The organism is Pseudomonas sp. M1 (assembly GCF_022760135.1).
GTDB classification, from domain to species: Bacteria; Pseudomonadota; Gammaproteobacteria; order Pseudomonadales; family Pseudomonadaceae; genus Pseudomonas; species Pseudomonas citronellolis.
In genome coordinates, this window is sequence record NZ_CP094343.1 from 2,497,400 (window position 1) to 2,515,273 (window position 17,874).

Below are 17,874 nucleotides of genomic sequence, written 5' to 3' on the forward strand. Positions count from 1 at the left end.
CGGCGCCGGAGATAGCCGATAGGCGGCATGGCTGCTATCCGGGGAATGCATGGCTGGACGTCCGCTGTGCGGAAAACAGAAAGCTGAGTTGCCGGCGACGGTGCTGAATGTGGCGGCGTTCGCCGTTACCCTGCAGCGAGGCCGTACGCTCGGCCCGCACCTCGAATCGACAACAACAACGCATGGCCACGGGAAGCGCCCGTGGACCTGGGGAACCGCAATGACGACTCTCGTTCGCAGTGTCCTGGTAGTAGGTGGTGGCTTTTCCGGCATGTCGGCGGCCATCGAACTGCGCAAGCGCGGCATCGCCGTGGACCTGGTGGAAATCGACCCGGACTGGCGCAACTACGGCGCCGGCATCAGCATCGGTGGGCCGACCCTGCGCGCCTTTGGCACCCTCGGCGTGCTCGAGCGCTTCCTGGCCGAAGGCTACGCTTGCGATGGCCTGGACGTGTTCGACGCCGCTGGCAACCTGCTGACCCAGGTGCCTACCCCGCGCATTGCCGGTGACGACGTGCCTGGCAGCGGCGCCGTGATGCGCCCGGTGCTGGCGAAGATACTCGCCGATGCCACCCGTGCCAGCGGCACAAGCGTACGCCTGGGCTGTACCGTGCTCGACCTGCGCCAGGATGCCAATGGCGTGGAGGTGGATTTCAGCGACGGCAGACAGCATCGCTACGATCTGGTGATCGGCGCCGACGGCCTCTACTCGACGATGCGCGAGCGCCTCATCCCCGAGGCGCCCAGGCCCCGCTACAGCGGCCAGGGCGTATGGCGAGCGGTGCTGCCACGCCCACAGCACATTACCCACACGCTGCTGTGGGTCGGCCCGAACCTCAAGGTCGGGCTCAACCCTGTCTCGCAGCAGGAGATGTACCTGTTCGTCAACGAGGATCGCCCGCTGAATGACTACGTGCCGCCGGAGCGCTTCCTGCCGCTGCTGCGCGGCCTGCTGGAGCGTTTCGACGCGCCGGAGGTACGCCACGCGGCCAGCCAGCTCAACGAGCATTCGCTGGTGGTGTTCCGCCCACTGGAGGGCTTGCTGGTGCCGCAGCCTTGGTACCGTGGGCGGGTGGTATTGATCGGCGACACCGTGCATGCCACCACGCCGCACCTGGCTTCCGGCGCCTGCATCGGCATCGAGGACGCCATCGTCCTGGCCGAGGAACTGGCGTGTGGCACCAGCCTGGAGGGTGCCCTGGCGGCCTTCCAGCAGCGCCGCTGGGAGCGCTGCCGGTTGGTGGTGGAGAACTCCGCGCGGCTCGGCGAGATCGAGATCGGCGGCGGCGACAAGCAGGAGCACGCGCGGATCATGCACGAATCCTTCCATGCCCTGGCGCAACCCATCTGAGGATGTCTCATATGCGAATGCTTGACGACCACGTGGTGCTGGTCACCGGCGGCGGTTCCGGCCTGGGCCTGGGCGTGGCCCGGTACTGCCTGGCGGAAGGTGCGCGGCTGGCGATCTTCGAGATTTCCCCGGACAAGGTGCAGGCGTTGCGCGAGGAGTTCGGCCAGGCGGTGCTGGTGGTGCAGGGCGACGTCAGCCGCCTCGACGACCTGCGTCGCTGCCGCGCGCAGGTGCTGGAGCGCCATGGCCGGCTCGATGCGCTGATCGGCTGCCAGGGCATCTTCGATGGCAAGCTGCCGTTGGCGGAGACGCCGGAGGAGCGCCTGGATGCGCTATTCGACGAAGTCCTGCGGGTCAACGTGAAGGGTTACGCGCTGTCCGCGCGAGTCTTCCTCGACGACCTCAAGGCCAGCCAGGGCGCCATGGTGCTGACCACCTCCACTGCGGCCTACGCTGCGGATGGCGGCGGCCTGGCCTATACGGCGAGCAAGGGCGCGGTGCGTAGCCTGGTGGGCCAACTGGCCTTCGAACTGGCACCGCATGTGCGCGTCAATGGCGTGGCCCCGGCGGGCATCGCCAACAGCCAGTTGGGTGGGCCGAGCGCATTGGGGCTGGACGGGCAGAAACAGTCGGACATTCCGAAGGACGCCTTCCTGGCGATGTTCCGCTCGCTGAGCCTGCTGCAGGAATTGCCGACCCCGGAGGACCATGGTCCGCTGTACGCCTTCCTCGCCTCGCGGCACAACCGCATCATGACCGGGCAGACCGTGGTCGCCGACCAGGGCCTGCTCAACCGCGCAGTGCTCAGCCGCTGAAATCGATGGGTCTCGCTGCGCTCAACGCCATCCTGCGGTCGTGCTCCACGTAGGAGGGGGGGAGCTCAGCGAGACCCATGCCGTCAGCCGCGGTTTTTCAGCAGCAGCGGGGCTTCCTGCTCGATGAGCTTCTGCACCGTGCGCGTGGCCAGGGTGCTGGGCCGGCGCAGCGAGCTGGCCAGCACCACGCTGCGCAGCAGTTCCGGCTTGATGATGCGCGCCGCGGCGAAGCGCGGATCGTCGATATGCTCGAACATCCCCGAGGTGATGGCGTAGCCGGCGCCGGCGGCGACCATTTCCCATTGCAGGCGTATGGAGTCGGCTTCCACCGAGCACTCGAAGTGCATGTCGTGGGACTTGGACAATTTTTCCAGGCGCAGGCGCAACGGGTGGGGCCGGCTCGGCAGCACCAGCGGCAGGTGCTGCACCGCCTCGAGCTCGATGGTCGCTTGCGCCACGGCTGGGTCGCTGGCGCGGCCCACCAGCATCAGCTTGGGTTGTACGAGCACCGACTCCTCGATGCTCGAGGCATCGCCCTCACGCAACAGGACAGCCATGTCGATGCGGCCTTCGTTGATGAGTTCTTCCAGGTGCGTGCTGCTGCCTTCGCTGAAGTGCAGCTTGATGCGCGGGAAGCGCTCGCGCACCAGTGTGTACAGCGGCCCGGCCAGCTGCGCCACGGAGGAGGGCAGCAGCCCCACCCGAACCTCGCCGATGGGCACGCCGCCGGAAGTGCGGATCACGTCGGTGATTTCCTCGGCCTCGTCGGTCAGCGCCTCGATGCGCGGCAGTAGCTGGCGGCCGAACTCGGTTAGGGTGACGCCGCGTCCGGTGCGGTTGAACAGGCGCACGCCGCAGGCCATCTCCAGCTGCGAGATATGCCGGCTGATCATCGACTGCGGTACGTCCAGGGCGACGGCGGCCTGGGTCAGGCTACCGAGCTTGGCGACCTTGATGAAGTGCTGCCATTTGGGATCTACGATCAATTCACGATCCTCTTGTTGATGAAGGAGCGCAGGCATAGTGGCCTTCAGCGCCGCTGGATTATTCCATCACGGCTGGATGGGCGCCATGCGCTTGACTGCGCCAGGCCTGTCAGCGGCTTCGTGGTTTATCCGAAGTCGCCGGCCGGCCTTACCCGTCGAGCCCGGCTTCATCCCTGAATTCGCGGAGCACCTCCAGGAAGCTGCGCAGTACCGGCGACTGATCACCCTTGCGGTACAGGCAGATCAGTTCGATGGTCGAGTCGCCGCGGCAATTCAGCGGGCGGTAGATCACCCCCGGCAGGCGCAGGTTGACTGCTGCCCGCGGCACGATGCTCAGGCCCATGCCGCCACCGACCAGGGCGATGCTGGTGGTGACGTCGGTGACCTCGTGTGCCACCACCGGCTGGGCCCCGTAGCGCTCGAACATCTGCCGAATCTGCACCACCAAGCTGCCGCGCACGCCGCGTGGGTAGAGGATCAGGGGCTCTTCGAGGATTTCCTGCAGGTCGATGCTTTCCCGCTGCGCCAGCCGATGGCCTTCTCCCAGGGCTAGCATCAGCGGCTCCTGGCGCACCTCTTCCTGTTCGATGTCCGGCTCCGCGGGAACCAGCCGATTGAAGCCGATGGTCAGGCGGCGTTCGCGCAGGGCCTGGATCTGCGCGTCCTTGTCCATCGGGTGCAGGGCGACCCGCACCTCGGGGTGGGCGCTGGTGAACCGCTTGAGCACCTGTGGCACCAGGTCCAGGATCGATGAGCCGAATATGCCGATGGCCAGGCTGCCGCGTTGCCCGGCGGAGAGCAGCTTCGACTCCTCGGCGGCGAACTGCAGCTCGCCAAGGATGCGCAGGGCGTGGTGGTAGAAGGACTCGCCGGCGACGGTGAGCGCCACGCGCTTGGAGTTGCGCTCCAGCAGGACCGCCGAGAGGTTTTCCTCCAGCTGCTGGATCTGCCGGCTCAAGGCTGATTGCGAGATGTACAGGCGCTCGGCGGCGCGGTTGAAGTTGAGTTCCTCGGCCACGGCGACGAAGTAGCGTAGCTGCCTGATTTCCACCGGATGGCTCCTTTTGTCGGCAACGATGCATAAAAGTCATTATTCGTTGATTATACAGTATTGGACTGCATCGTTGCCTGGCCCTACCTTGATGCCACACACAAGCACAACAGGGCAGGCATGCCATGCAGTCGATTCCCCTCGAACAACTGAGCGACGAACTGTACCGCGCGCTCAAGGACAACCGGGCCATCGCCCCGCTTACCGAACGTCATCCGCAGCTGACCTTGCAGCAGGCCTACGAACTGCAGCTGGGCGTGCTTGCACGCCGCCAGCGCGAGGACGGCGAGCGCGTCATCGGCAAGAAGATCGGCGTTACCAGCCAGGTGGTGATGGAACAGCTGAAGGTGGACCAGCCGGACTTCGGTCACCTCACCTCGGCCATGCTGCGCGCCGACGGCGAGGCCATCCCGGTGTCCTCGCTGATCGCGCCCAAGGCCGAGGGCGAGATCGCCTTCGTGCTCAAGGACGACCTGTGCGGCCCCGGCCTCAGCGTCGCCGACGTGCTGCGCGCCACCGAGTACGTCATGCCGTGCTTCGAGATCGTCGACTCGCGCATCCGCGACTGGCAGATCCGCATCCAGGACACCGTGGCCGACAACGCGTCCTCGGCGCTCTTCGTGCTCGGCGACGCCGCGGTCGACCCGCGCGACCTCGACCTGGCCCTGGTCGGCATGACACTGGAGCGCAACGGCGAGATCGCCGGCACCGGCGCCGGCGCCGCGGCGCTGGGCCACCCGGCCAATGCCGTGGCGTGGCTGGCCAATACCCTCGGGCGCCTCGGCGTGCCGCTGAGGGCCGGCGAGGTGATCCTCTCCGGGGCCCTGTCGGCCATGGTCGCGGTCAAGGCCGGCGACAACCTGCGCATCAGCCTCGGCGGCATCGGCTCCGCCAGCGTGCGATTCACCTGAGCGGAGCGAAGCGAAATGGCACTGGACCCGAGCACCATCGAAGAACTGGCCCTGCACCTGGACGGCGCGGAGCGCGACGTGCGCGCCGTGCACAAGATCACCGACGACTTCCCGGACATGGACTGGGACGACGCCTACGCCATCCAGGACGCGATCCGCGAACTGAAGCAGGCGCGCGGCGTGCGCATCGCCGGCCTGAAGATGGGCCTGACCTCCCACGCGAAGATGCGCCAGATGGGCGTGGTCGAGCCGATCCACGGCTTCGTCACCGACTACGGCGCGGTGCCCGACGGCGGCGAGATCGACACCCGCGGGCTGATCCACCCGAAGGTCGAGGCGGAGATCGCCTTCGTCACCTGCCGTCCTCTCTCCGGGCCGGGCTGCCACGTCGGCGCCGTGCTGGCGGCCACCGACTTCGTGCTGCCGGCGGTGGAGGTGATCGACTCGCGCTACGAGAACTTCCGCTTCGACCTCAAGAGCGTGATCGCCGACAACACCTCGTCGGCGCGCTACGTGCTCGGCGGGCGCCAGCAGCGCCCCTCTGCGCTGGACCTGAAGCACCTCGGGGTGGTCATGGAGCGCAACGGCCGCATCGTCGCCACGGCCTCCGCCGCCGCGGTGCTGGGGCACCCGGCGCAGAGCGTGGCGATGCTCGCCAACATGCTCGGCGCGTGCGGGCGGGAAATCCCCGCCGGCACCCTGATCCTCACCGGCGGGGTGACCGAGGCGGTCGCCGTCCAGGCCGGCGACAACGTCAACGTACGCTTCCAGCACCTGGGCAGCGTGTCCATGCGCTTCGTCTGAACGCGACCCGGAGAACAGCATGCCAATCCTGCAAGTCCATCTCATCGCCGGCCGCAGCGAGGAACAGAAGGCCCGCCTGATCGAGGCCCTGTCCTGGGCCGCGGTGGAGACCCTGGGCGCGCCCATCGAGTCGGTGCGGGTGATCATCAACGAGGTGCCCAACACCGACTTCGGCATCGCCGGGCAGACCGCCAAGCAGCGCGGCCGCTAGCGCCGGGCCGCGCAATGGATCGCTTACAAGCACAATGACGGGAGATCCCATGAACGCGACAACATCACGCCGCAAGGTGGCGATCATCGGCTCGGGCAACATCGGCACCGACCTGATGATCAAGGTCCTGCGCCAGGGCCGGCACCTGGAAATGGCCGCCATGGTCGGCATCGACCCGGCTTCCGACGGCCTGGCCCGCGCCCGCCGGCTGGGCGTGCCGACCACTGATGGCGGCATCGAGGGGCTGCTGGCGCTGCCCGGCTTCGAGGACATCGGCATCGTCTTCGACGCCACCTCGGCGCAGGCCCATGTCCGCCACGACGAACTGCTGCAGGCCCGGGGCGTGCAGGTCATCGACCTGACCCCGGCGGCCATCGGCCCCTACGTGATCCCGGCGATCAACCTGGATGCCGAGCTGGCCGCGCGCAACCTCAACATGGTCACCTGCGGCGGCCAGGCGACCATCCCCATCGTCAAGGCGATCGCCCAGGTCACCCCAGTGCACTACGCCGAGATAGTCGCGGCCATCGCCAGCCGCTCGGCCGGGCCGGGCACCCGTGCCAACATCGACGAATTCACCGAGACCACCAGCCGCGCCATCGAGCAGCTGGGCGGCGCCGAGCGCGGCAAGGCGATCATCATCCTCAACCCGGCCGAGCCGCCGCCGATCATGCGCGACAGCGTCTTCGTGCTCTGCGAGCCGGCGGCGCGGGCGGACATCGCCGCCAGCGTCGAGGCCATGGTGGCGCGGGTGCGCGACTACGTGCCCGGCTACCGGCTGAAGCAGCAGGTGCAGTTCGAGGACGTCGAGACGCCGCTCAACGTGCCCGGCCTGGGGCCGCGCAAGGGCCTGAAGGTCTCGGTGTTCCTTGAGGTCGAGGGTGCGGCGCACTACCTGCCGGCCTATGCCGGCAACCTCGACATCATGACCTCGGCCGCGCTGGCCTGCGCCGAACGGCTGGCCGAGGCGGCGCAGGGATGAAGCCGCGCGTCCGCGAGCGGGTCAGCGGCGCGCAGTTCGAGGTGGCGGAGGGAGTTTCGCTGCTGCAGGCCATGGAGGCCGCGCGCTGCACCGCCATCGCCGTTGGCTGCCGCAACGGCGGGTGTGGCGTGTGCAAGGTGCGGGTGCTGCGCGGCGAGTTCCGCTGCGGCCCGATGAGCGCGCGGCGGGTCACGCCGGCCGAGCGCGAACTCGGCCTGGCCCTGGCTTGCCGGCTCTACCCGCACTCCGACCTGGAGGTCGAACGTATCCTGGAACCCATTGCAAGACGACCCTGAGTCAGCCTCCTGACCCAGCCAAAACAACTACAACAAGCAAGGTGACGACATGAGAAAAGGTGTTCTGCGCCCCGGCCACGTACAGATCCGCGTGATGGACATGCAGCAGGCGCTCAAGCATTACGTCGAGCTCGTCGGGCTCATCCAGACCCACCAGGACGCCCAGGGCCGGGTCTACCTCAAGGGCTGGACCGAGACCGAGCGGTTCTCCGTGGTCCTGGTCGAGGCCGCCGAGCCGGGTATGGACTTCACCGGCTTCAAGGTGATCGACGAGCCGACCCTGGCGCGGCTGTCCCGCGACCTGGTCGCCTTCGGCTGCCAGGTGGAGCACATTCCCGCCGGCGAGCTGGACTTCTGCGGCCGCCGGGTGCGCTTCCTGGCGCCCACCGGGCACTGGATCGAACTCTACGCGGAGAAGGAGTACACCGGCCGCTGGGGCGTTCGCGAGGTCAACCCCGAGGCCTGGCCGCGCGGCCTGCGCGGCATGCGCGCGATGAGCTTCGACCATTGCCAGCTGCATGGCGGCGACCTGCTGCAGACCCGCGAGCTGTTCTGCGACGTCCTCGGCTTCCACCTCACCGAGCAGATCGTCAACGAGGAGGGCCGCAGCGTCGCCGACTGGCTGTCGCTGTCGATCAAGGCCCACGACATCGCCTTCGTCGACGACGGCAATGTCGGCGCCTTCCACCACGCCGCCTTCCTGCTCGATACCTGGGAAGCCCTGCTGCGCGCCGGCGACCTGCTGTCGATGACCGACACCTCGCTGGACGTCGGCCCGACCCGCCACGGCATCACCCACGGCCAGAGCATGTATTTCTTCGACCCCTCGGGGAACCGCAACGAGGTGTTCGCCGGCGGCGACTTCCACTACCCGGACCAGAAGCCGGTGACCTGGCTGGAGAAGGACCTGGGCAAGGCGATCTTCTACCACAGCCGGGTGCTCAACGAGCGCTTCCTCACCGTCATGACCTGAGCCGGGCGCGAGCCGCGGGAGTGAACCCATGAGCAAGAAACTCTACATCTCCGACGTGACCCTGCGCGACGGCAGCCACGCCATCCGCCACCAGTACAGCCTGGAGCAGGCGCGGGACATCGCCCGCGCCCTGGACGCCGCGCGCGTCGACTCCATCGAGGTGGCCCATGGCGACGGCCTGCAGGGCTCCAGCTTCAACTACGGCTTCGGCCGGCACAGCGACCTGGAGTACATCGAGGCGGTCGCCGGGGTCGTCGGCCACGCGCGGATCGCCACCCTGCTGCTGCCCGGCATCGGCACCGTGCATGACCTCAAGGCCGCCTACGACGCCGGGGCCCGCGTGGTGCGGGTGGCCACCCACTGCACCGAGGCGGACGTGTCGCGGCAGCACATCGAGTACGCCCGCAAGCTGGGCATGGACACCGTCGGCTTCCTGATGATGAGCCACATGCAGAGCCCCGAGGGGCTCGCGCAGCAGGCGAAGCTGATGGAGAGCTACGGCGCCACCTGCATCTACATGGCCGACTCCGGCGGAGCGATGAGCATGCAGGACGTGCGCGAGCGCATGCGCGCGTTCAAGGCAGTGCTCGCGCCCGAGACCCAGACCGGCATGCACGCGCACCACAACCTCAGCCTCGGCGTGGCGAATTCCATCGTCGCCGTGGAGGAGGGCTGCGACCGCATCGACGCCAGCCTCGCGGGGATGGGCGCGGGCGCCGGCAATGCGCCGCTGGAGGTGTTCATCGCTGCCGCCGACCGCCTCGGCTGGAACCACGGCACCGATCTCTACACGCTGATGGACGCCGCCGACGACATCGTCCGGCCGCTGCAGGACCGCCCGGTGCGGGTCGACCGCGAGACCCTCGGGCTGGGCTATGCCGGGGTCTATTCGAGCTTCCTGCGGCATGCCGAGGCGGCCTCGGCGAGGTACGGCCTGAAGACCCTCGACATCCTCGTCGAGCTGGGTCGGCGGCGCATGGTGGGCGGACAGGAGGACATGATCGTCGACGTCGCCCTGGACCTGTTGCAGAAGGCCGGTTGAGGCCAACGGGAAGCACGCACATGAACAACAAGAACAATATTGATGTGGCTGTAGTACCAACCCCCGCGCCTGCCCTGGCGGCGGGCCGCCAGCCGTGGCTCGGGCTGCTCGGGCTGGCCGCGGTGATGCTGGCGTCACTGGCGCTGATCGGCTGCTTCAGCGGCGAGACGTTCGCTACCTGGGTGACTTTCTTCGTGGTCTGCGGGGTGCCGGTGGAGATCGTCCTGTCGATGCTCTGGCGCAACCAGTACCCGGGTTGGCTGCTGTTGCTGAGGCAGCCGCTGCGGGGGCTTGCGCAGGTCGGATTGACGCTGGCCGGCGCCGCGCTGATCGCGCTGCTGGTGTTCGTCACCCAGGCGCAGCAGGTCGGCCCGCCGACACCCTTCACCCTGATGTACGTGATCTTCTGCGTGCTGCTGACCTTCTGGATGGTGATCGCCTGGGACTGCTGGCCGCTCGCGGCGGTGCTGCGTCATCCGCTGGCGCTGGGGCTGGGCACGCTGCTGCTGGCCTACCTGCTCGGCTACCGGCTGTTCACCTGGCTGTTCGACTTCTCGGCGCTGGCCGGCGCGCCCTTCTACCGCGCCAGCCTTGACCCGCACGGCTGGGTGCCGGCGTTCGACATGCTGGCCTTCGCGGTGACCACCGTCAGCGTGCTGTTTGCCTGCGTGTTGCTGGAGTTCTGGCCGCTGTCGCGCTTCCCGCTGCTGGCCCGGCAGCCGTGGGCGGGGCTGGCCCGTAGCGCGTTGGTGCTGCTGCTCAGCGCCGTGCTCTACGGCGTGGGAACCCGCTGGCTGGGCATAGAGCCGGTGCGCTTCATGGTGCATGGCGCCATCGCCCTGCTGTTCGGCGCGCTGGTGCCGCTGCTGATGTTCGAGGGTCAGCTGTTCGCCGGCTCGCCGCAGCCGCTGCGGGGCGCGCTGCAACTGGGCATCGCCGTGCTGGCGGGGGCGCTGCTGCCCTGGCTGTACTGGGCTGCGGCGCCCTGGATCAGCGGGCCCATGAGCGCCGGCGCGCCCGGCTACGCCCGGGAGTTCTGGCTGGCCTCGGCGCTGCTGGCGATGACCTTCCCGCTGCTGGTGGTGTTCAGCCAGTTCCTCGACTTCTGGCCGCTGCGCCGCCGCTGATTCCGCACCTCTTCCCGACCTTCCCTGAACGCTGCGGCCCGCCGTCGCCGGTTGGCGCGTGGGCGCGCGTTCGTCCCGAAAAAAGGATTCGCCATGTACGACAACAACCGATCCGCCGTGCTGCTGCTGTCGATCGCCCTGGGAAGCGCCGCGCCGGCGTGCTGGGCCACCGAGGGCGGCGGCTCGTCCTACCCCATGGGGGCGGAGAACTACATGTCCGGCGCGCTGCCGCCGCCGGGCTGGTACGCCCAGGTGTATGCCCAGCACTATGCGGCCAACGACCTGATGGGCAACGACGGGCACGCCCTGCCGCTGGACTTCCGCCTGCGCGCCAACGTCGTCGCCCCGCGCCTGGTCCGGGTGACCGAGCTGCAGGTGCTGGGCGGCGACCTGGCGTTCCAGGCCATCGCCCCGCTGGTCGACCTGAGCGTGACGGTCAACGGCACCAAGGACCACCGCCGCGGCCTGGGCGACATGATCTTCGGCCCGGCCCTGGGCTACCACTACAGCGACAGGTTCCACGCCGTCTACGCGCTGGACATCATCGCCCCGACCGGCAGCTACGAGCGCGACCGCCAGGCCAACATCGGGCGCAACTACTGGGCCGCCGAGCCGGTGGCAGCGTTCAGCTACGTCGACCCTGCCGGGCCCAACCTGGACCTGAAGCTGATGTACGACTTCAACGCGCGCAACCCGTCCACCGACTACCGCTCTGGGCAGGAAGCTCACGCCGACTACGCCTTCGGCTGGGGCATGGGCAATGGCTGGGTGCTGGGGTTGGGCGGCTACCTGTACCGCCAGGTGACCGACGACCGCCAGTCCGGCGAGCACGTCGAGGACAGCAAGGGCAGGGCCTTCGCCATAGGCCCGTCGATCAAGTACAGCAGCGCCTCCGGCTGGTTCCTCACGGCCAAGTGGCAGGAGGAGAGCGACGTGCGCAACCGCCCAGAAGGGAGTGCCTACTGGCTGAAGCTGACCGTGCCGCTCTGACGACCTGGGCGCGAAAAGGCGCAGTGGACGTGATGAAAAGTGGCCATGCACCCATCCGCCCAGATGCAGCAATATGGGGTATCGAAAGAGCAAAAGAGAGGACAGCGTTAATCGTGTGATCGCTTCTGCTCGATAATTGACCATGGTTCGTCTGATTAAGACGAACCATGGTCACTGGCTGCTTTTAACTTCAAAGCTCCTTAGTATTGCCTGAACTAAGGAGACGCATAGCCTTCTTTGCGTGGTGCACTAACGGGCGAGGTTCTTTATCACCGCGGAGCGGGCGGTAGTCAGTCGCTTAAGTATGTCGCGCAGTGGTTTGCTGTCGGGATAAGAGCCGGTCAGGATCGTGCGGACCTGATCAAGAGCAGCAAGCTTCTCTTCCGCTGTTCGATAACCTTTTACCGCTTCACCACTGTAATAGATATTGAGTTGGTTATTAGTGAGATTACGGTTGTCGCGAGAAGCTTCTGCAAACAGCCAGTTTTCGAGCCCTGCTCTGATGGCTTCGATATTCTTATGAGCTCTGTCAGGCGTCTGGGACGAAGCCAGGCGCTTAAGCTCATCACCTACTGCTCGGTGGTTATCTATGGTCATGGGACGATCTGGACGCCATATGGCGCCATGACCAATCATGCTCCGGTACTGAGTCGCGTTTTTGCTCCAGCCATAGATTGTGCCGGCGCGAGGTTTACGTTTCTTACCAGAGGCGGCCCTAGCTGGGCTGATGAACTGTGACCAATATTGTTCAGTGATCCAGGGCCGTAGCAGCCAGTTTCCTTCTATCAGTGGGGGCAATGCCTCGACTGCCTGCTTTACTTGCAGAAGAAGCACTGGATCAGCCGCGGCAAAATGGGGGAGCGCTTGGCCAGGAAAGTAGAGTCCGTTCCATGCTGGCCATGTCCCGTATAACCCATGAGCCTTTAGTCAGGCTTCACGGCGGTCCAATTCAGGTTGCTTCTTGGCATGCTCATAGGGCTCATCCAGATAAATCCAGTCGCCCGAGGAGTTTACCCACTCGGAGTCGTGATCGTTGTTCGGGAGCGCGTGCATGTGCTCCATGGCATTACGCTGACGTTGATTGGTGACCGGGCGTAAGCCAGTGGCTTCGATGAACTGCAGGGTGAGCGCTGCCTTGTATAGTTGCTCGCGGGCCCACGTCTGCGACTCATTGTCCGAGCGCATTTCAAGATGGTCATCGCTCTCGAGGAAGAATCCGTGCAGGTTGCGAGTCCGACCAATTTGGTTCTTCTGCAGGAACGCAAGCAGCGGTTGTGGAAGTTCGATCCTAATGATTTCGAGTCCCGCTTTCGACGGCTTGGTTGAGGTGTCACGCCAGTAGGCTGAGAGGTAGACGGGGTAGCTGCGGTTGAGGGGGAGTGGAAGTACGTTTTGCTCGATGACGTGCCGCGCGTGCTGGAAGTTCTGGAAGCCGGCTTGCTGAGCAGCTAGTTCCAGCGCATCGAAATGGCTAATCTGGTTTTGTTTGCGAATATCCTTGGCACGACGCTTGATGCCGTCAAGGGTGGATGGCTGAACTGAGTAGGGGGAATGACCCATGTCTTCTCTCCGCCCCTTTTTCGCATACGTCACCCGTCTCCGCTGCTTGGGGCCTCGAAAAGATTCATGGCCGTAGGCTTGAGTTGTTGCAGGTAGTGCCGTTTCCAGCTTTCCGACGACGGGTGGGATGCGCCTACCTTGCGCTTGATTAAGCTAACAACAGACTAGGTGTTGGGCAAGTGGTAACTTGAGTCCCGCCAAGCATTTTAATCACGCTGTTGCGTTGACCAGTTTAATTGACGGCTGGAAGCAGCCGCTGGCTGGTGGCGTTTGCTAAGGACGGATTCTATTCACCGGAAGCTTGCGAATAGATTTAATTACTCTCGCAGCTCAACGGCTTATCTCGCCATGTTTTCCAGACAGCCTCCCAGCCCTGCTGGTGATCTGGCGCAGGTGAGAGTACAACCTGACTGCAGGCGTATGGGTGTAGCCGTACCAGATAGGCGTTGGCCAGCGATGTGGGGACAACGTCGTCTGCGTCTCCCACCAGGTGTCGCTGTGGTATTGCTGCCAGTTGATCTCGATAGTCCAACGGATCCAGCGAACCATTGAGGGGCGAGAGCTCTTTCATTTGCGCCCAAAGCCGCGGGCTGAGGTTGCCAGCAACGGTCTGTACCTGCGCCACATCCTCCCGCTGGGCTGCCAGCAGAAGCGCCAGCGCTGCACCTCCCGAATACCCCACCAGCTCGAATTCCCGATTGCCATAGCGCTGCTTCAACTGGTCCAAGGCCTGACTAAGTCTGGTGACGACTTCCTGGGAAAATCGCCGATTGGTCCAGAGCGAGGGTTCACAGGCCGGTGTGGTGACGAACTGGCAAGGTCGTGCTAGGTAGGCATTCGGCGTCGGATCATCTACCGATAACTGCGCCACCAACAGATTCTGCGGACTCGGATCCAGGCTGGGTTGTGTCGCCGTCGCCCAGGCGTGGCCATCACCTTCCAGGTAGACGCGTAAACGAGTGGCTTTCGTGGTGCTCTGCGGTGGAAGCATGGCCAATGGGAACGGCTGCCCCGGCAGTATCTCCAGTTGTCGCCCATGCTCATCAGCCAACTGCTGCAGCGCCTCGCGGGGCGACTGGCAGCCGACGAGGAGGGCGCTGAGCAGCAGCGCGGGGAGAGTTCGAAGAAAACCGGCCCACAGAGGTGGGCCGGAAAGGTAGTGGCTCATCAGAAGTCGTAACGAACCTTGGCGGTGAAGGTGTCGGCGTTGAAATCGGTCTTGCCGGTGTAGTCGTAGCTGACACCAACCGTGACCGCTCCTAGATGGTAGTCCGCACCCACACCCGCTTCGTAGCTATTACGCACGGCCTTGGCGCCCTGGCTCACGAAGGGCGTGCCACCCAGCACAAAGGTCGAGGTGCTCTGGGCTTCGTCCGCGGCGAAATCATGGTAGGCCATCAGCTTGGCCTGCGGCTGCAGGTTGCCGTTGCCGACCTGGAAATCACCGGCTACACGCACGCCAGCACCGAGTTCCGCCACTTCGTAGCGTTGGCTATCCACCTTGAGTGCTGCTGACGAACCTTTCTCGTGGTAGCCATCGATATCGACACGCGCATAGCGTGCGGCCAGGCGCGGCTCGACCAGGAACCGATCATTCAGGTGATAGGTGTAGCCACCGACGATGTTGGCCCCCAGCACCTGGCTGTCGTAGTCGCTCTTGGCCGTGGTGCCGGCGATGCGGCGCTTGCTCTCGTTGTCGTTGAGGCCATAGCTCAGGTTGGCGTCGACGAAGTAGTTGCCCTGTTCGAAGCCGCCGTACAGGGTGAGGGCATTGCCATCGACATCGGTGGTGTTGCCGTTGTCGCTGTTCACGCTGGTGTGCAGGAAGCTGTAGGCCACGCCCAGGGTCAACTGGTCGGTGAGCTTGCCATCGGCGCCGATGGCGATGCCGCGGCTGTAGGCGTTGAAGCCGGCTACGCCGTCACGCAGGTCCTGGTTGGCATCGCTGTACAACGCCTGGGCCCAGACACCGGTGTTCTGCAGGACATCTCCCGAGGATGCACCGCGTAGGCTGCTGGTGCGATTGCCGGTGACGTTGCTCACCAGAGTTTGCCCACTGGTGGCGGCTTGGGTCGCACCACCGTTCACCTCGGGTGCCAACTGTTCCGTCAGCTTCTTCAGTGCCACCGGATCCTGCGAGGCATTCACATAGGCCTGGAACACCGGATCGTTGGGATTGCTCTGCGCCAGCCCGGTCACCACCTGGCTGAAGGCCGCGCCCGCACGTTGCGCGTTGGCCGAGCCACCGATCTGGCCGATAACTTCGCCGACTTCGTCCTGGCCCTTGGTGCTGACCTTGGCCAGGATTTGGTTGTCGCCGCGGCTGACGGTGTCGACGTTCAGCAGGGCCGAGCGGCTGGTCACGCTCACCCCATCATCCTGCAGGGTACCGGCCTGGATCAGGGTGTAGGTCGTGCCCTGGGCTTTGAAGTCATTGCCCTGGGCCGCCAACTGGATCTGCGAGCCCTTGGCGAACTCTGCGGTACCGGAGACCGCGACCACGGCCTTGTTCGGATCCGTGGCCGAACTCAGGTTGAGCCCCAGCGACGAGTTGCCCGCCACGTCCAGGTTGCCCTGGATAGTGGTGTGCGGCTGAGCGAATTCCAGGTGCGCCGGCATGTTGCCCGCATCGCTGCCGACATCCAGCCAACCGGCGTCCTTCAGGCGGATGTTCGCGCCATCGGTACTGGCGTCGGCGCCATTGAAGGTCACGTCGCCGTTCACTTCGATATTGGACAGGTCGATCAGGTTGCCGGTGATGCTGCCGGCATTCCACACCAGATGCACGCCGCCACTGGCCTGGGAGGCATCGATGGCCTCGTCCTTGGAAACCAGGTTGCCGCTGTTCTGGATGACCAGCGTGTTGCTGGCATTCGCGCCGTCGATGTCGAAGGCACCGACCTCGATGGCGGCATCGTCAGCCTGGATGGTGCCGGTGTTGAGGACCTGCACTGGCGCGCTGGCAAAGCTCACACCGTCGAGACGCAACGCGGTTGCATCGTCGCCACTGGCCACGATGCTGCCATGGTTCTCGATCCCGCCGAGGTCTACTCGATCCGGACTACCCATGTCATCGTCATAGGTGGCGAGAACGCCCGTCGATTCGGTACCGCTGACCTGGATCAGGCCGTTGTTGATCAGCTTGCCGCCGATGCTGCCGCCCTTGAGCTGGATGCCCGTGGCTTCCTGGCCATCGGCGAGGATCTTGCCGCTCGCAGCGTTGACCAAATCACCCTGCAGCTCGGATTGGCCGGCGAACTTGAGGCCGCGGATGCCATCACCGTCGAGCACACCGCCGGCCACCTGCAGGTGCCTTCATTGACCAGGTTGCCGTGGATAACCGCGGGATCGATCAGCAGGCCGGTGACGCCGGCGCCGTTCACCGAAATGCTGCCCTTGTTCTGCAGGTTGCCGAAGACTTCTGTCGGCGCGCCGATCGAAGAGGGATTGTCATCGTTCCCGGCGAAGGACAGGTCGACACCATTGAGGTCATCGCCGGTGGCCTGTACCTGGGCGTTGATCACCAGGTCGTGGTTGAAGGTGTCGCTGTAGAAGCGAATGGGCTGCACGTTCTGGTTGCTGAAGCTGCCGGTGACTTCGGTGCTGTCGGTATAGGTATTGCCTTCGCTATTCATGCCGCTGTTGGTCAGCGTCAGTGCCTGGGCGGCGAGGGGAAGGGTACTGGCGGAAATGGCCAGGGCGAGCAGGGTTTTACGGTATGTCGGTGTCATGGGTTCAGGTCCTTGAAAGTGTGTGGGCAGTGGTTTCTGTTTGGGGTGTTCTTGCAGTGCTTCTCCTGTTTTCAAAAAACAAAAAGGTTCCCGCTCCGCCCACGGCCAAGCGATGGCCGTGGGCGGAGTTGGAGGTTCCGAGTGGGAATGGGGAAGGCTAGGGACTAGCTGTCGAAACTGAAGTCGTAATCGCCCTCGCTGGTGGAAATGGAGACTTCAACCACCTTTTGGCAGGAAGGTGCGTCGGCCTTCAAAACCTCGCCAAAGGGAATCTTGTATGGCAGATGCTCATGGATATTGGCTTTGCAATTGCCTCGGTTGATTTTTATGTCGTTGATCGTGACGGTGTCTTGCTTGGCCGTGATATGTAGTTGTGGACCACCCCAGTAAGGGTTCCTGCCCAGTTCAACCGAAACGGGCGGTTCCGAATTGCAGCCGGAAATGGCCACCGCCATACACATGAGAGTCAGGTACTTCTTCATCAAATGATCCTGTGAAAAGTGCTCGTGGCTTCCCGGGGTAATCCACAAGGGCGTCAGGGCGCCTCTCGTAGATCGGTGTGTGTTACCAAGCGGAGCGGCAGAGGTTTTTCTTGCTGTTCAGGGGAAGGAGAACCTGCGACAGATTCTTTGTGGGTAGCTTCACCGTCTTGCCCTCCGCACTCACTTGCAGATTGTTGGCCTTGCGCAGCGCCGCCCAAAAACCTGGGAAGTTGGCACCGCAGACATGGCAGTCGGTAAAGAAGGGGTTGCTGTAGGTCGTGCCATCGACGATTACATCGAAGCCTATGTCGTCGTTGGATGAATACTGCCTGCCGGCAATCGTGGCGTAGGCGCTGACTGCGCCTTCACCATCGCCCGGACAGGCGATGTTCAACTCATTGCCATTGCCGTCATCGACGAAGTGTTCTTCTACGCCTTGGGCATAGCCGCGAGTCCACTCGTAGGTGCCGGCAAGTACGGTGTCGGCGGCCACAACGCACATGGCAAAGCTGGACAGCAGCGCGAGCGCTCTGATCTTTTTCATGGGAAATCTCTCTCGTGA

General features: G+C 64.9%; 18 protein-coding genes and 1 pseudogene. 11 read left to right on the top strand and 8 right to left on the bottom strand.

All coding sequences use genetic code 11. From position 1 onward, the window contains the following. The first annotated feature begins 220 nt into the window (after positions 1 to 220). Together PM1_RS11275 and PM1_RS11280 are read left to right on the top strand one after the other, a co-directional pair. Entirely contained in the window at positions 221 to 1,351 is a 1,131-nt protein-coding gene (locus PM1_RS11275; protein ID WP_024128645.1) for an FAD-dependent oxidoreductase, read from the top strand. An 11-nt stretch (positions 1,352 to 1,362) separates the two neighbouring features. Further along, positions 1,363 to 2,166, top strand: coding sequence for an SDR family oxidoreductase (locus PM1_RS11280; protein WP_009623344.1), 804 nt, complete (start codon positions 1,363 to 1,365; stop codon positions 2,164 to 2,166). An 83-nt stretch (positions 2,167 to 2,249) separates the two neighbouring features. Here PM1_RS11280 and PM1_RS11285 read toward each other — a convergent pair whose 3' ends face one another. Together PM1_RS11285 and PM1_RS11290 are read right to left on the bottom strand one after the other, a co-directional pair. Further along, the gene (locus PM1_RS11285) at positions 2,250 to 3,152 is read right to left on the bottom strand and encodes a LysR family transcriptional regulator (RefSeq protein ID WP_009623343.1); all 903 of its coding nucleotides are present in this window, start codon (positions 3,150 to 3,152) and stop codon (positions 2,250 to 2,252) included. 148 nt (positions 3,153 to 3,300) lie between these two features. Beyond that, on the bottom strand, positions 3,301 to 4,203 hold the full coding sequence (locus PM1_RS11290) for a LysR family transcriptional regulator (protein WP_009623341.1): 903 nt from the start codon (positions 4,201 to 4,203) through the stop codon (positions 3,301 to 3,303). Positions 4,204 to 4,328: 125 nt separating this feature from the next. Here PM1_RS11290 and PM1_RS11295 point away from each other — a divergent pair, with 125 nt between their 5' ends. The 9 genes from PM1_RS11295 (at position 4,329) to PM1_RS11335 (ending at position 11,539) form a co-directional block, all read left to right on the top strand. Further along, a complete protein-coding gene (locus PM1_RS11295; protein WP_009623340.1) occupies positions 4,329 to 5,114 on the top strand; it encodes a fumarylacetoacetate hydrolase family protein in 786 nt (261 codons plus the stop codon). Between the two features lie 15 nt (positions 5,115 to 5,129). Then, a complete protein-coding gene (gene dmpH / locus PM1_RS11300) occupies positions 5,130 to 5,918 on the top strand; it encodes a 2-oxo-3-hexenedioate decarboxylase (protein ID WP_009623339.1) in 789 nt (262 codons plus the stop codon). Between the two features lie 19 nt (positions 5,919 to 5,937). Next, positions 5,938 to 6,129 (top strand): 2-hydroxymuconate tautomerase, encoded by a 192-nt coding sequence (locus tag PM1_RS11305; protein ID WP_009623338.1) that lies wholly within the window; start codon positions 5,938 to 5,940, stop codon positions 6,127 to 6,129. A gap of 49 nt (positions 6,130 to 6,178) precedes the next feature. Next, positions 6,179 to 7,111 carry an acetaldehyde dehydrogenase (acetylating) gene (locus PM1_RS11310; protein ID WP_009623337.1) on the top strand — a complete coding sequence of 311 codons (933 nt, stop codon included), beginning with the start codon at positions 6,179 to 6,181 and terminating at the stop codon, positions 7,109 to 7,111. After that, positions 7,108 to 7,407, top strand: coding sequence for a 2Fe-2S iron-sulfur cluster-binding protein (locus tag PM1_RS11315; protein ID WP_009623335.1), 300 nt, complete (start codon positions 7,108 to 7,110; stop codon positions 7,405 to 7,407). The genes PM1_RS11310 and PM1_RS11315 overlap by 4 nt, the downstream gene beginning before the upstream one ends. 49 nt (positions 7,408 to 7,456) lie before the next feature. After that, positions 7,457 to 8,380: a catechol 2,3-dioxygenase gene (locus tag PM1_RS11320; protein ID WP_009623333.1), complete on the top strand. Its 924-nt coding sequence runs from the start codon at positions 7,457 to 7,459 to the stop codon at positions 8,378 to 8,380. Positions 8,381 to 8,408: 28 nt separating this feature from the next. Further along, positions 8,409 to 9,422 carry a 4-hydroxy-2-oxovalerate aldolase gene (gene dmpG, locus PM1_RS11325; RefSeq protein WP_009623331.1) on the top strand — a complete coding sequence of 338 codons (1,014 nt, stop codon included), beginning with the start codon at positions 8,409 to 8,411 and terminating at the stop codon, positions 9,420 to 9,422. Positions 9,423 to 9,442: 20 nt separating this feature from the next. Further along, on the top strand, positions 9,443 to 10,549 hold the full coding sequence (locus PM1_RS11330; RefSeq protein ID WP_009623330.1) for a hypothetical protein: 1,107 nt from the start codon (positions 9,443 to 9,445) through the stop codon (positions 10,547 to 10,549). Between the two features lie 93 nt (positions 10,550 to 10,642). Next, positions 10,643 to 11,539 (top strand): SphA family protein, encoded by an 897-nt coding sequence (locus PM1_RS11335; protein WP_009623329.1) that lies wholly within the window; start codon positions 10,643 to 10,645, stop codon positions 11,537 to 11,539. Between the two features lie 249 nt (positions 11,540 to 11,788). On the opposite strand, the gene PM1_RS11340 is transcribed toward PM1_RS11335, so the two are convergent. The 6 genes and pseudogenes from PM1_RS11340 to PM1_RS11370 all read right to left on the bottom strand — a co-directional run bounded on the left by PM1_RS11340 (position 11,789) and on the right by PM1_RS11370 (position 17,856). Then, complete coding sequence (locus PM1_RS11340; protein ID WP_256665712.1) at positions 11,789 to 12,175, bottom strand: DUF5623 domain-containing protein; 387 nt, start codon at positions 12,173 to 12,175, stop codon at positions 11,789 to 11,791. A 291-nt stretch (positions 12,176 to 12,466) separates the two neighbouring features. Next, complete coding sequence (locus PM1_RS11345; RefSeq protein WP_009623328.1) at positions 12,467 to 13,099, bottom strand: hypothetical protein; 633 nt, start codon at positions 13,097 to 13,099, stop codon at positions 12,467 to 12,469. Positions 13,100 to 13,412: 313 nt separating this feature from the next. After that, entirely contained in the window at positions 13,413 to 14,267 is an 855-nt protein-coding gene (locus PM1_RS11350) for a hypothetical protein (protein WP_009623327.1), read from the bottom strand. Continuing rightward, positions 14,267 to 16,830: pseudogene (locus PM1_RS11355) on the bottom strand (autotransporter domain-containing protein). The gene PM1_RS11350 and the pseudogene PM1_RS11355 overlap by 1 nt, the downstream one beginning before the upstream one ends. A 164-nt stretch (positions 16,831 to 16,994) precedes the next feature. Next, a complete protein-coding gene (locus PM1_RS11365) occupies positions 16,995 to 17,312 on the bottom strand; it encodes a hypothetical protein (protein ID WP_009623325.1) in 318 nt (105 codons plus the stop codon). 82 nt (positions 17,313 to 17,394) lie between these two features. After that, positions 17,395 to 17,856, bottom strand: a complete 462-nt coding sequence (locus PM1_RS11370) for a hypothetical protein (RefSeq protein WP_009623324.1) — start codon at positions 17,854 to 17,856, stop codon at positions 17,395 to 17,397. Positions 17,857 to 17,874: the final 18 nt, after the last annotated feature.